At 41.8% G+C, this 13,420-nt stretch carries 17 protein-coding genes; 1 reads left to right on the forward strand and 16 read right to left on the reverse strand.

Translation table 11 applies throughout. The features are described 5' to 3' along the window. Positions 1-117 precede the first annotated feature (117 nt). The 10 genes from ACWA5Z_RS00750 to rffG are packed head-to-tail and all read right to left on the reverse strand — an operon-like array spanning position 118 to position 6,290. The gene (locus ACWA5Z_RS00750; protein WP_431053419.1) at positions 118-867 is read right to left on the reverse strand and encodes an ABC transporter ATP-binding protein; all 750 of its coding nucleotides are present in this window, start codon (positions 865-867) and stop codon (positions 118-120) included. Then, positions 864-1,655: an ABC transporter permease gene (locus ACWA5Z_RS00755; RefSeq protein ID WP_431053421.1), complete on the reverse strand. Its 792-nt coding sequence runs from the start codon at positions 1,653-1,655 to the stop codon at positions 864-866. Before ACWA5Z_RS00755 ends, ACWA5Z_RS00750 begins: the two co-directional genes overlap by 4 nt. After that, a complete protein-coding gene (gene rfbC / locus ACWA5Z_RS00760) occupies positions 1,649-2,194 on the reverse strand; it encodes a dTDP-4-dehydrorhamnose 3,5-epimerase (protein WP_431053423.1) in 546 nt (181 codons plus the stop codon). The genes ACWA5Z_RS00755 and rfbC overlap by 7 nt, the downstream gene beginning before the upstream one ends. Beyond that, positions 2,191-2,763, reverse strand: a complete 573-nt coding sequence (locus tag ACWA5Z_RS00765) for a GTP pyrophosphokinase (protein WP_431053425.1) — start codon at positions 2,761-2,763, stop codon at positions 2,191-2,193. The genes rfbC and ACWA5Z_RS00765 overlap by 4 nt, the downstream gene beginning before the upstream one ends. A 19-nt stretch (positions 2,764-2,782) precedes the next feature. Further along, positions 2,783-3,658 carry a dTDP-4-dehydrorhamnose reductase gene (gene rfbD / locus ACWA5Z_RS00770; protein WP_431053427.1) on the reverse strand — a complete coding sequence of 292 codons (876 nt, stop codon included), beginning with the start codon at positions 3,656-3,658 and terminating at the stop codon, positions 2,783-2,785. Next, positions 3,658-4,530, reverse strand: a complete 873-nt coding sequence (gene rfbA, locus ACWA5Z_RS00775; RefSeq protein WP_431053429.1) for a glucose-1-phosphate thymidylyltransferase RfbA — start codon at positions 4,528-4,530, stop codon at positions 3,658-3,660. The genes rfbD and rfbA overlap by 1 nt, the downstream gene beginning before the upstream one ends. Before the next feature lie 13 nt (positions 4,531-4,543). Beyond that, positions 4,544-4,729 (reverse strand): hypothetical protein, encoded by a 186-nt coding sequence (locus ACWA5Z_RS00780; RefSeq protein WP_449343189.1) that lies wholly within the window; start codon positions 4,727-4,729, stop codon positions 4,544-4,546. 36 nt (positions 4,730-4,765) lie between these two features. Continuing rightward, positions 4,766-4,951 (reverse strand): type II toxin-antitoxin system VapC family toxin, encoded by a 186-nt coding sequence (locus ACWA5Z_RS00785; protein ID WP_449343190.1) that lies wholly within the window; start codon positions 4,949-4,951, stop codon positions 4,766-4,768. After that, positions 4,932-5,207 carry a hypothetical protein gene (locus ACWA5Z_RS00790; RefSeq protein ID WP_431053433.1) on the reverse strand — a complete coding sequence of 92 codons (276 nt, stop codon included), beginning with the start codon at positions 5,205-5,207 and terminating at the stop codon, positions 4,932-4,934. The genes ACWA5Z_RS00785 and ACWA5Z_RS00790 overlap by 20 nt, the downstream gene beginning before the upstream one ends. Positions 5,208-5,225: 18 nt before the next feature. Next, a complete protein-coding gene (gene rffG, locus ACWA5Z_RS00795) occupies positions 5,226-6,290 on the reverse strand; it encodes a dTDP-glucose 4,6-dehydratase (protein ID WP_431053435.1) in 1,065 nt (354 codons plus the stop codon). A gap of 352 nt (positions 6,291-6,642) precedes the next feature. Between rffG and infA the strand changes: the two genes are divergently transcribed. Continuing rightward, entirely contained in the window at positions 6,643-6,861 is a 219-nt protein-coding gene (infA, locus tag ACWA5Z_RS00800) for a translation initiation factor IF-1 (RefSeq protein WP_034612205.1), read from the forward strand. Between the two features lie 64 nt (positions 6,862-6,925). Here infA and lnt read toward each other — a convergent pair whose 3' ends face one another. The 6 genes from lnt to lptE form a co-directional block, all read right to left on the reverse strand. Beyond that, a complete protein-coding gene (gene lnt, locus ACWA5Z_RS00805) occupies positions 6,926-8,521 on the reverse strand; it encodes an apolipoprotein N-acyltransferase (RefSeq protein ID WP_431053437.1) in 1,596 nt (531 codons plus the stop codon). Further along, positions 8,522-9,412 (reverse strand): CNNM family magnesium/cobalt transport protein CorC, encoded by an 891-nt coding sequence (gene corC, locus ACWA5Z_RS00810; protein ID WP_431053439.1) that lies wholly within the window; start codon positions 9,410-9,412, stop codon positions 8,522-8,524. It lies immediately after the preceding gene. Positions 9,413-9,560: 148 nt separating this feature from the next. Next, positions 9,561-10,985: a sucrose-specific PTS transporter subunit IIBC gene (locus ACWA5Z_RS00815; protein ID WP_431053441.1), complete on the reverse strand. Its 1,425-nt coding sequence runs from the start codon at positions 10,983-10,985 to the stop codon at positions 9,561-9,563. A gap of 179 nt (positions 10,986-11,164) precedes the next feature. Further along, entirely contained in the window at positions 11,165-11,755 is a 591-nt protein-coding gene (locus ACWA5Z_RS00820; protein WP_431053443.1) for a porin family protein, read from the reverse strand. Between the two features lie 93 nt (positions 11,756-11,848). Continuing rightward, positions 11,849-12,889: a DNA polymerase III subunit delta gene (gene holA / locus ACWA5Z_RS00825; protein WP_431053445.1), complete on the reverse strand. Its 1,041-nt coding sequence runs from the start codon at positions 12,887-12,889 to the stop codon at positions 11,849-11,851. A 17-nt stretch (positions 12,890-12,906) separates the two neighbouring features. Further along, complete coding sequence (lptE, locus tag ACWA5Z_RS00830; RefSeq protein ID WP_431053447.1) at positions 12,907-13,407, reverse strand: LPS assembly lipoprotein LptE; 501 nt, start codon at positions 13,405-13,407, stop codon at positions 12,907-12,909. Between the last annotated feature and the right edge of the window lie 13 nt (positions 13,408-13,420).

Here is a 13,420-nt window from a genome sequence, read left to right on the forward strand (position 1 = left end):
ACAATTCTTTTAATAACTTTATGTAAAAAATCAATTTTATTTTTTAAAAAAGTATTTTCATCCCGTGTATTATTCAGTTCAGTTCAGTTCAGTTCAGTTCAGTTCAGTTCAGTTCAATTAGACTATTTTTATTAAATCATTATACAATTGAGAAACATAATTACTTCTTCCAGACTCAATTATAGATCCATGCTGAAGTAAAACTGAATATTCACATAACTCATTTACTTGTTCTATAGAGTGAGATACAAAAAGCAATGTTGTTCCATCTGACAACATATTATTCATTCGTATTTTACATTTTTCTTGGAATGCTGCATCACCTACAGCCAATACTTCATCAACGATAAGAATATCTGGTTTAACAATTGTTGCAATTGCAAACCCTAAACGCGATGCCATTCCCGATGAAAAGTTTTTTATTGGTGTATCGATAAAATTTTCTAATTCAGCAAAATCAATAATTTCATCAAAATGCTTTTCCATAAAAGATTTTTTATACCCCAGTAGTGCCCCATTTAGAAAGATATTTTCTTTAGCAGTCAACTCCCCATCAAAGCCAGCCCCTAGTTCAATTAATGGGGCAATAGTACCATTTACTTCAACGCTACCTTTGTAAGGGGTTAAAATACCGCAAATCAATTTTAGCAATGTGGATTTTCCCGATCCATTAACGCCCAACAGCCCCCAAGACTCTCCTCTTTTTATTTCGAGATTAATGTCTTTTAATGCCAGAAACTCTTCAAACATTAATTGCCCTTTTAGCATTTTTATTACATAATCCTTTAAACCACTATAATTTTCTGTTGATTTATTAAAGCGAACTGTGGCATTGCACACTTTAATAACAGTATCACTATTTTTCATATATATAAAATAAAACTATCCTGTCGTTTATTAAAATACCAAGCCCCAAAAAATAAGATGAGAAGTGCTAAAATACTACCTAATAGCATTGTACTAGAATCGGGTATTTTTGCATATAAAATAACACCTCTAAACTGTTCTATATATTGATACATTGGATTTATCGTTGTATATATTAATCTATAAGATTCCGGAATAATTGTGATTGGATAAAATATTGGCGTTAGATACATCCACATGGTCACAAAAACGCCCCATAAATACTGTATATCTCGAAAAAAAACTGTTATTGCTGCAAGAAATAATCCTAACCCGAGACAGAAAATAAATAATTGCAATAAAATTATAGGAATAGCTAAAATAGCCCAAGACCATGGAGTTCCTGTAATCAGCATGACAAGTAATAATGCTGCTAGTGAAAAAATTAAGTTAACTAAAGAGCTTCCAACTTTGGAAATTGTAAAAATATATTTTGGAACATATGTTTTTTTGATTAATGAAGCATTGCCAACGATTGATAAAACAGAGATATTTGTTGCCTCTGCCATAAAACCAAATAATATTTGTCCTGTCAATAAGTAAACAGGGAAGTTAGGAATATCAAACCGAAATAAGTTGGAAAATACAATAACTAATACGACCATCAACATTAATGGATTTAGAATACTCCATAAATAACCTAAATAACTTCTACGATATTTAAGTTTAATATCTCTTATGATCAACTGCTTTAACAGTTCATCAAAAGCATAAAACCGTTTAAATTTATCTATTAATTTTTTTAGCATAAAAATAATTTCGCCTTGCTTAATTCATTACCTAGAAGATCTTTTCGCGACAAACTCGGTTCACCCTCTAACGGCCATTCAATTCCAACTGTTGGGTCATTCCACAAAAGAGAATATTCGGCTTTTGGGTTATAGTAATCCGTACACTTATAATGTATATCAGCTTCATCACTCATCACATAAAAGCCATGCGCAAAGCCTTCCGGCACCCAGAGTTGGCGTTTATTTTCAGCCGATAAAATTTCACCAATCCATTTGCCAAACGTTGGTGAATTTTTACGTAAATCAACGGTAACATCAAAAACTTCACCGAAAATAACCCGCACTAATTTACCCTGCGTATTCTCAGTTTGGTAATGTAAACCACGCAGCACACCTTTTACTGATTTCGAATGATTTTCTTGAACAAAAGTGCGGTCGCAAATGTTTTGTTTAAACCACTCATCGCGAAAAGTTTCCATAAAAAAGCCGCGCTCATCACCAAAAACTTGTGGTTCAAGCAGTTTGACATCAGGAATTGTGGTTTCAATAATTTTCATTTTGATCCTTGCTTCACAAAATTTCGTTTATATTTTCTATGACTTTGAATATTTCTTTCCGCATCTTTTTTATCCCAAACTTGTAATTCCCAGGGATAATAGAAATTGCTGGTATTTTTAAAGTAAATATGGATACCAATATACTCCTCTTTATCTCTTAAATACCAATTTTTTAAGCCATATTTTTCTTTCCAAACATCTAAGTTATCCATTATTTTCGTTATATCATCAGTATCCACGATAACTCTTGCGCCAAAAATATCATTCAAAATACTGTTAACCGGAAAACCTTCGCTACGTTGTTTGAATCGTTCAATTTTATCCAAGATAGATTCTGATGTTTTTACCCGATAAAAATAGGCAATATCATATAAATCGGCTCGATAAAGATAATCATTGATTGATTCGTGTAAATTCAGGCGGTAAGCCAAAATATGCTCAACCGGTACTTTATCAAAAGTATGCTTTAAATTTACCTTTTCAATTTTTTCGGTTTCAAAATAATCTTCTGAAAACGCAAGATGAACTTTATTTATTTCATCTATTAATCTTTCAACTTTTTTTAGCATAATTTAGATACCAGTAAAATTAGCCATACGCTTTAATATTTTTTAACGCCTTTTGCCAATCGCTTGGTTTAATCCCAAAAGTACGGTTAATTTTATCTAAATTTAAACGTGAATTTGCCGGGCGTTTTGCGGGAGTTGGATAATCCGCTGTTGTAATACTATTCAAGGCAGGTTTTTTCACCAGAGTACCTTGCTGTTCCGCTTCAGCAAAAATGGCTTGCGCAAATTCGAACCAACTCACATAAGGCTTGCCAGTATAGTGATAAACACCGAACTCTACTTGTTCATCATGAATAATTTTATTAGCTATAGTAATCACTGTGGCGGCAATATCACCGGCATAAGTCGGTCCGCCAATCTGATCACCTACTATACCTATTGTGTCGCGCTCTTTTGCCAAGCGTAGCATGGTTTTCACAAAGTTATTACCATGTTCGCCAAACACCCAAGCAGTGCGTAGAATTATCGATTTTTCACAGTATTGTTGAACGGCAATTTCACCCTCTAATTTGGTTTTACCGTAGACACCTTGCGGATCGGTGGGATCCGTTTCGAGATACTCACCACTGCCCTGCCCATCAAATACATAATCCGTAGAAATATGTAAAATTGCGGCATTCACTGCATTTGCGGCTTCGGCAAGATATTTTGGACCATTAACATTAATCGCTTGCGAGAGCTCAATTTCACTTTCCGCACGATCAACCGCGGTATGTGCTGCGGCATTAATAATCACATCGGGCTGAAAAGTTTTGACGGTTTCGAATACCGCACTTCGGTCGGTAATATCTAATTCTTCACGATCAACCGCTAAAATTTCTGCCTTACCTGTGAGTTGCTCAACCAAGTGGCTTCCCACTTGCCCACGGCTACCTGTGATTAAAATTTTTGCCATTATTTTCCATCCTTGACTAAGCGAATTAAATACTGCCCATATTCATTTTTACTTAGCGGTTTGGCTAGCTCCAATATTTGCGCTGTGGTCAGCCAGCCATTACGCCATGCGATTTCTTCTAAACAAGCCACCTGTAAATCTTGAATGTGTTGCACCGTGCGCACAAACGAAGCCGCTTCGTGCAGGCTTTCGTGCGTGCCGGTGTCGAGCCAGGCAAAACCACGTCCTAACAATTGAACATTGAGCGAGCCGTCTTCCAGATACATTTGATTAATCGAGGTGATTTCCAGTTCGCCACGGTCAGAAGGTTTAACCTGTTTGGCGAATTCCACCACGCGGTTGTCATAAAAATATAAACCGGTCACCGCCCAGTCTGATTTCGGTTGCGTTGGTTTTTCTTCAATTGATAAGGCTTTGTAATTATTATCAAATTCGACCACGCCAAAACGTTCCGGATCTTTCACTTGATAAGCAAACACGGTTGCGCCGGTTTCTTTGCCGACCGCACTTTGCAATAACGGTGTGAATGATTGCCCGAAAAAGATATTATCACCTAACACGAGACAGCAACTGTCGCCGTCTATAAATTCTTCGCCGATTAAAAATGCTTGTGCCAAACCGTCGGGACTGGCTTGAATCGCATATTGCAAATTAATGCCAAAATCACTACCGTCGCCCAATAAACGTTTGAAACTGTCGTTATCTTCCGGGGTGGTGATGATTAAAACGTCACGAATACCCGCTAACATCAATACCGAAAGCGGATAATAAATCATCGGTTTATCGTAAACCGGCAATAGTTGTTTCGATACGCCGCGGGTAATCGGATATAAACGCGTGCCGGAACCGCCGGCTAAAATAATCCCTTTCATATAAAATACCCAATTAATCTGCTAAAATATTTGCATTAGGTAAAAATGATTTTTCATACTTTAAAATTGTCTGATCTGCCGTAATAAAATATAAGCTTTCTGTCTCTGCCTGTGCCAGTAACATTCTATCGAAGGGATCTCGATGAATATATTCCAATTGTTTCAAATGAAAAATATGTTCAGGAATCAATGGTAGCAATTTGAAACCATTCTCTTTTAATTGTAAAACAAGCTCTTAAGGGTTAATAATAAAATGCGGTTTATCTAAATTTGACTTAATCGCAATTTCCCAAATGCTCACAATACTGAAATACAATTCATTTTGTAAATCTGTTAATAAATCAATACTTTCAGGTTTTAGCTTCTTTATATTTCCTTGCGCATACCAAATCAAAATATGACTATCGAGTAGAATTTTCATATTTTCCCTCAAACATTTCAGCAATTTCATCTGAATAAATTTCATCAAAATTATCTGGTATCTGAATTTTTCCTTTCATAAAACCAAAATTTCGACGATTGTTTGATGGAGCAATATCTTGGTTAAAAGGTTGAGAGGATAGTGTCAAACTTCCCTTATGATCACTATATAAATACATTTCATCCACATCATATTCAATCGGCAAGATGATAATACGTTGATTGCCATTTCTTAAAACCGGAATAATTTGTTGCATATGTACCTCCTTAATAATTTAAGATGATAACCCTAAACGCTCACCTTGATAAGAGCCATCTAACACTCGGCTCCACCATTTCTTATTATTCAAATACCATTCCACGGTTTTACGAATGCCGGATTCAAAGGTTTCCTGTGGTTGCCAGCCTAGCTCGCGCCCAATTTTGGCTGCGTCAATCGCATAGCGCACATCATGTCCAGGGCGGTCAGTCACGTAGGTGATTAAATCTTGATACTGCGCTACACCTTGCGGTTTATTAGGCACAAGTTCTTCTAATAAGTTACAAATGGTTTTCACTACTTCAATATTGGCTTTTTCATTGTGTCCGCCAATGTTGTAGGTTTCGCCAATCTCGCCCTCTGTCACCACTTTATACAGTGCACGTGCGTGATCTTCCACAAACAACCAATCGCGAATTTGCATGCCATTACCATAAACCGGCAGCGGCTTACCATCGAGCGCATTTAAGATCATCAATGGAATCAGTTTTTCAGGAAAATGGAAAGGACCATAATTGTTAGAGCAGTTAGTCACAATTGTTGGGAAGCCGTAAGTGCGCAACCACGCACGCACCAAATGATCGCTTGAGGCTTTGGAAGCGGAATAGGGGCTGCTTGGGGCATAAGGCGTTGTTTCAGTGAATAAATCGTCCGTGCCTTCTAAATCGCCATACACTTCATCGGTGGAAATATGATGAAAGCGGAACGCGGATTTGCGAGTTTCATCAAGACCGCTCCAATAGGCTCTCGCCACTTCAAGCAAGGTATAAGTGCCGACGATATTGGTTTCAATGAAAGCGGCGGGACCGTCAATCGAACGATCAACGTGGCTTTCTGCTGCAAGGTGCATCACCGCATCGGGTTGATGCTGCCGGAAAACGCGCTCAAGTGCGGTCTTGTCACAAATATCGACTTGTGCAAAGGCATAACGTGGATTTTCAGCAATGTTTGCCAACGATTCTAAATTACCCGCATAAGTTAATTTATCAACATTGATAACGCTATCATGGGTATGATTAATGATATGACGCACCACAGCAGAACCGATAAAGCCAGCCCCACCAGTAACTAGAATTTTCATAAATACCTGCTTTCAAAATGTGAATAGAGAATGATCTACGATCTTGCGATCTTGCGATCTTGCGATCTTGCGATCTTGCGATCTTAATAGATTATCCACGAACAAGTCTAGATTATTCTATAAGAATTTCATTTAAAAAACCATTTTTTATTAAATAAAACTCCATACAACTTTACAAATAATAATTATTATTATCTAAGTGATTTAATAAAAAATAAACGCTTTTCGAATGCAGTTGATACGGGTATAATCTGCGCTTTGTAACGGCAACGAACTTAAAATAACCGACAAAAGTGCGGTATTCGTTGTTGCCTGTCGACTGTATTTAAGATTAAAAATTTCAGAGGAATGAATGGCTAAAGAAGATAGCATTGAGATGCAAGGCACGATTTTGGAAACCTTGCCAAACACCATGTTTCGGGTTGAATTGGAAAATGGTCATGTGGTAACGGCGCATATTTCAGGCAAAATGCGTAAAAACTATATCCGCATTTTAACCGGCGATAAAGTCACCGTGGAATTAACACCTTACGATTTAAGTAAAGGGCGCATTATTTTCCGTAGCCGTTAATCTCTCTCTTTTTCTCGAAAAAGCGCTGCCGCTTTATTATAAGTATAAGACAGCGCCTTTCTCCCTAGTCCCCTTCTTTACTGACGCAAGCCCGTTGTAACAGCTTGCGGCGTAAAAGTGCGGTCAGCATATGCAAGATGAGCAATACCAGCGAGATAATATAAAGCGGTTTATCGCCGAGCATTAAATAAGGCGTTGCGTTTATTGCTTGTGATAATGTCAAATCAAAGGTTAAGGTCGTCGCTTCAAATTGAGGCGCTTGCGCCAACACGTCTCCGCGGGCTCCGATAAAGGCGGTAACCCCGGTATTGGTCGCGCGAATAACCGGTTTGCCGTTTTCTAACGCACGCATTCGCGCCATCTGGAAATGCTGCCAAGGTCCGATGGAATCCCCAAACCACGCGTCATTCGAAACCGTTAAGATGTAATCGGTTTTTCCGTTCTGTTTCAGATTTTGCTGTAACTGGCCGCCCAAGGTAATTTCATAGCAAATTGCCGTGGTCAAACTCAGTCCTTTGGCTTTTAGCGGCGCTTGCAAATAGTCGCCTTGCTTGAAATTCGACATCGGCAAATTAAACATCGTTCCCAGCGGGCGCAACAGACTTTCCAACGGCACATATTCGCCAAACGGAACCAAATGGTGTTTGTTATAACGGTTGTCGGTTTCAAGACTATAAGGCTGCTGCGGATTCCCTAATACCACTACCGAATTATGAAAACGATCCGTTTGCACGTCATGGTAAACCGTGCCGACGATCAGCTCGCTGCCGCTTTGTTGTGCCGCCGTTTGCCAATTCTGTAGCAAGGTCGGCACTTGGTTTTCCAAGGTTGGAATCGCCGCCTCCGGCAGAATAATCAAATCGCTTTTGCCCAAGTGCGGTGCAATCAAATCTTGGTAAATCTTAATCGTATTGCTGAGATAATTCGGATCCCATTTGAGGTTTTGTTCAATGTTTCCCTGCACTAAGGTGACTTTCAGTATTTTGGGGTCTTGTTTGATTGTGCTGAGATGAATTTGCGGATCGTGGTTTTTCCCCGCATAAAACGCCGCCGAAGCCACGACGAATAACACTAACAATGCACTGACACTTGTACCTTTCGCGTGACTTTTCCATGCCTTGAAGCTTGTCACAAACAACGCCGATATCCACACCACAAAGAAGGTTAATCCTTGCACGCCAAACAGCGGCGCTATGCCGAAAAACGGGCTGTCGATTTGCGAATAACCGAATTGCAGCCACGGAAAACCGGTCATCACCCAACCGCGCAAAAATTCGGTAAATGTCCACAGAATGGCGAAGATCACCGCGCTTTTCACCTGAAAACGCCGCACCAGATAAGTAAACAGCAACGGGTATAAGGCTAAGTATGCGGCAAGCAACAGCACCGCCAGATAGCTCAATAATAACGGTACGCCGCCGAATAAATTGATACTGACGTGGATCCAATTAATGCCAAACGCAAAGAAACCCAACGCCCAGAAATAAGTGGTATAAAGTGCGGTTCTACGCGAGGTTTGTGTCGCAAGAACAATCAAGCCACCGACACTGAGATACGCCATGCCCCAAAAATCGAACGGTGCAAAGGCAAAAACACCGCTGGCGCCCAGCAACAAACTGAGGATAATTTTCACTAACGGAGAGCAGAACAAAATACGCATTTAGCTATTTTCCGTCTGATCAGTATCCGGCATAATCTCATCCGGCACCCGCACCCGTAATTGAATAATCTTACGGCTGTCGGCAGACGCCACTTTGAATTGCACGCCTTCCAGTTCAATCTCCTCATCCCGGCTCGGCAAATAGCCGAAAGCCTGCATAATCACGCCGCCAATGGTATCGACTTCTTCCGATTCAAAATGAGTACCGAATTTTTCATTAAAATCTTCAATATCGGTTAATGCGGACACCGAATAAGTGTGACGTGAAAGCTGGCGAATATCCGCCGCTTCTTCTTCGTCAAATTCGTCTTCAATATCGCCGACAATCTGCTCAAGAATATCCTCAATTGTCACCAAGCCGGAAATTGCACCGAATTCATCGACCACAATCGCCATATGAAACCGTTCGGAGCGGAACTCTTTCAACATCCGATCCACGCGCTTGCTTTCCGGCACAATCACCGCCGGGCGCAGAATCAGCGACATATCAAACTCTTCGGCGTTACTACGTGAAAACGGCAATAAATCTTTTGCCAACAGCACGCCTTCAACGTTATCACGTTCGTCGCTCACCACCGGAAAGCGCGAGTGCGCCGATTCGATAATCACATCAAGACAAGAATCCAGCGATTGCTCTTTGTTGATAAACACAATTTGCGCCCGCGGAATCATAATATCACGCACCCGCAGTTTGGAAATCTCCATCACGCCTTCAATCATTTCGCGGGTGTCTTGATCAATCAGCTCATTCTGTTCGGAATCGCGGATGACTTCGACCAACGCTTCACGGTTTTTCAATTCGCCTTGAAACAAGCCGCCGAATAGCGACTGGAAAAAACCTTTTTTCGAACTCGGCTCCGGATTGTCGTTTGTTGTCTGTTCGTCACTCATAAATGTGTTATCACGTTAGGTTATTAAAAATAATTTTTGTCAAACTAGCATATTTTATCAGGCTTCGCCAGCCGTTTGCCGTCGACATAATAAAAAACCAACCGCACTTTGAGTTTGGTTGGCTTTTCTTTAAGCGAATGTTCGCGTGTTACTTGGCTTTTTTCTGTGCGCGTTTGCCCAAGACAATCGTAACTGAAAATGCAACCACGAAAGAGATTAACATCCCAATGACGTACATACTGATGTCATTCGGTTTAATCGAGATAATGCCCGGTAAACCGGCTGCGCCGAGCGCTTGGGCTTTGACATTGAATAACGCCACGAATGCACTGGCACACCCCGCCCCGATCATCGCGCCGATAAACGGATAGCGGTAGCGTAAGTTGACCCCGAACATCGCCGGTTCAGTGATTCCCAACAGCGCACTGATACCTGACGGCAAGGCGATCCCACGGGTTTTTACATCTTTCATAATCACAAACACCGCCAAACACGCCGCACCTTGCGCGATATTCGACATCGCTGCGATTGGGAAAATGAAAGTACCGCCGGTCGTGGCGAAATCTGCCAACAACTGCGTTTCAATTGCAATAAAGGTCTGGTGCATACCGGTGATGACAATCGGGGCATACAACGCACCAAACAGGGCGCCACCGATAAAGCCCGCCGTATCATATAACCAAGTTAACCCGGCTCCCAATAAGAAACCGGCTTCACGGGTGATTGGCCCGACAAAACTGAACGTTAAAAAGCCGGCAATAAACAGCGCCAATAACGGGGTTAACAAGTTATCCAGCACCGACGGCACGACTTTACGCAACGCTTTTTCCAAGGTTGCCAAAATCCAAGACGCAACCAATACCGGCAATACCGAACCTTGATAACCGACGCGTTCAATATCGAAACCAAAGATATTCCAATAGGCAAGCTTACCTTCGGCAACCACACTGGTATAGTTCCAACCATTGACTAAATCCGGGTGAACCAACAACATCCCTAACGCCGCCCCTAAGAACGGGTTGCCGCCGAATTTACGCGTCGCCGAAAACGCAATCAGAATCGGCAGAAATACGAACGGCGCATTGGCGAAAGTGTTGATCATCGCTGCCAAATCGGTCAGTTCGGGATGGGTATCAATTAACGACATCCCTTCAACAAACAGATCTTTTGCCATAAACACATTGGCAAGCCCCATCAACAAACCGCCGGCAACGATCGCCGGGATAATCGGTACGAAGATGTCAGCCAAGCCTTTTACCAAGCGTTGCAGCAGATTTTGGTTTTGCGCTCCGGCCGCCGCGACATCGCTTTTGGTCATATCGCCCATGCCTAACAGCTCGCTCATTTCCGCATGCACTTTATTCACGGTGCCGGAACCGAAGATAATCTGATATTGTCCGGCAACGGAAAATTGTCCTTTCACGCCGTCAATATTCTCAATCGCTTCTTTATCGACCGCACTTTCGTCCTTTAATACGATCCGTAAGCGTGTCGCACAATGCGCCAAGGCGCTGATATTGTCTTTCCCACCCAGTTTTTCGATTACCTGTTGGGCAATTTTTGGAAAATCCATCGTTCTCTCCTTGTTTGTTCGAGTCATTGATTACAATGTGTGCGATTTTAACTAAAACGTTTTAGTTACGCTATTACTTTAACTAAAACGTTTTAGTTGAATTGCATTTTTGTGATCCAGTTAACAAAAAACCCCGTTTTGAAGACGGGGTTGACTATCAATACACGTTTTGTATTAACCTAAAAACGGTAAGAGGCGGAAAAATCAAAGGTGTTCAACTTAAGCTTATCATCGCCGTGTTTTAAGTTGGAACGAAGATATTCAACGCCTAGCTCAATATCCGAATCCAACGCATAACGCACGCCTGCGCCATAACCAAATCCTTTAAAATTGCGTTTGTCGTTATTCAAATTCTCAAATTTGATCTCGGAATAGTTATAGTTCACTTTACCGAATCCCAATAAATTCGGGGTGATACGGTAGCCTTGCGCATAGCCCAGTGCGTAGTGATCACGCTGCTTAATCTTGGAGCGGGAAGAATTACTGATATTCAAGGTGTCCGATTCCCCCAGTTTATCGCCGAATAATTTGATTGAAGCATAAGGCAGACCGACAAAATCATTACCGTAATCAAAACCGTAATCGCCGATTAAATTAAGGGAAGTAAAACGTTTAAACGAAACCTCGGTGCCGCCGCTGGCGGTGCCTTTGTTCGTCGCTAAATTCAAACCCACGGACGGACCGACAAAGGTCTGTCCTGCCGGTGCCGCCTGCACCGCACTTGAGGCGGCAAGCGCCGCGAATAAAACGGGAAGTAATAATTTTTTCATTGTTTTCTCCTTGCAAAATGAAAATAGTGTCAATCTTAATTGATGGTATTTTAACCAAAGTCGCTTCATCTGACTAGCGCTAATTGCCGTCGTTTAATGGTGGGAAAAAACCAAGGTGAAATCTTCAAACATCGGCCACACATCGGCATCAAAATCGCGTTTCAACACCCGTTCGATCTCCGCCAGTTTTTGCAAGAGACGAAACAGATCGGCGTAGCTCATACGTTGCATTGCTTTGGTGAAAAACAGGCGGCGGTTTTGCCACACCCGCAAACGATCAAATTGTTGCCGTAACTGATGTAACGGTAATGGATCGGCGCTGTTAAGCATACTTTCTGCGCCGCTTAACTGTAAAATCGTCATCAACTCTTTTTGTGCACTGCGTAATAAAATCAGCGGCTGTATTTCTTCCTGCCGCAGCGCATGCAAAATCCGCACTGCTCTTTTGGTTTTGCCTTCCAGCATGGCGTCTAACCATTGATAAGGGGTAAAGACCGAAGCCTGCTCGACACAGGTTTTGGCTTTAAGATAGTTGATTTTGCCCTCGGGATAGCGCAATTTGAGCAAATTTAGCAGCTGTTTCAGTGCCAATAAGTTGCTTTCATAGCTATAACTCAACAGTTGCACCGCTTCGTTGTCAAGCTGTAACGCTTCGTCCTTGGCGCGCTGCCGGATCCACTGCGGCAGTTGTTCGGCGGTCGGAGTTTGGCAGTTCACTAACACGATCGCCCCGCCGGCATACTGTTCAAGTGCGGTAAACCATGCCTGTTTTTCGGTTTGCAGATTAAACTTCGCCACTTGCAGAATCAGTAAAATATCTTGGTGTAACAATTCAACCAAGGTGGCTAGTTTTTTTTGTACCGTTTGGCTGAGATTGTCCGGCAGCGTCAGAATAAGCACCGATTTTTCAGAAAACAGACCGCGTGCTTGGCAATGTTGATAAATCTCATCCCAATCGCTGTTGTTATCAATCGTTCGGGTTAAGATCTCATCAAATTGTTGTTTTTTGGCGGCTTGTAATAAAGCTTGGCGCGATTCGTCCAATAACAGTAAATCTTGCCCGAGCAACAGATAACTCGGGGCAAGACTTTGCGCTAGCTGGTTTTTCAATTGAACGGCTGGAATTCTTTTCATGGCGTGTGCTTACGGCACTACGGCGTGTCCAATTGCTTTTGCAAACTGATGATTTTAATAATCAGTTGGCGTGCCGCTTGGCTGCGCATATCATTGTAAATCACATCTTCTTCCGCGGATTTTGCCAAGGCTGCACGGGAATCGTCAAAAAATGTGCGGCTGTTGCGCAAGCTTAACGGAAATTCGCCGCGCCCCGGCACATACATCGTTGCATTCAGATTCAGACTGAGTAACTTTTCCGCCTCTCTGCCCTGCTTAAATACCGAAACCACATTGGACGAGAGCGTATGCTCTTTAATGCGTAATTCCGGTACATCGCCGCTTTGCACAATCTTGACCTGATGTAAACGTAATTGGTTACGCACTTCACGTGTCAGATAATCATAGGGTTCGGCGCTTTGCAACTTGATGGTTCGGAATTCCTTTTCGATTCCGCCTTGGTTGGCAAATTGAAAACCGCAGGCACTCAATAAAAGTGCGCTACAACACAGTAACAAGGTATAGGTTTTTTTCAGCATAATTTGAATCCTT

This window comes from Testudinibacter sp. P80/BLE/0925 (genome assembly GCF_053570785.1).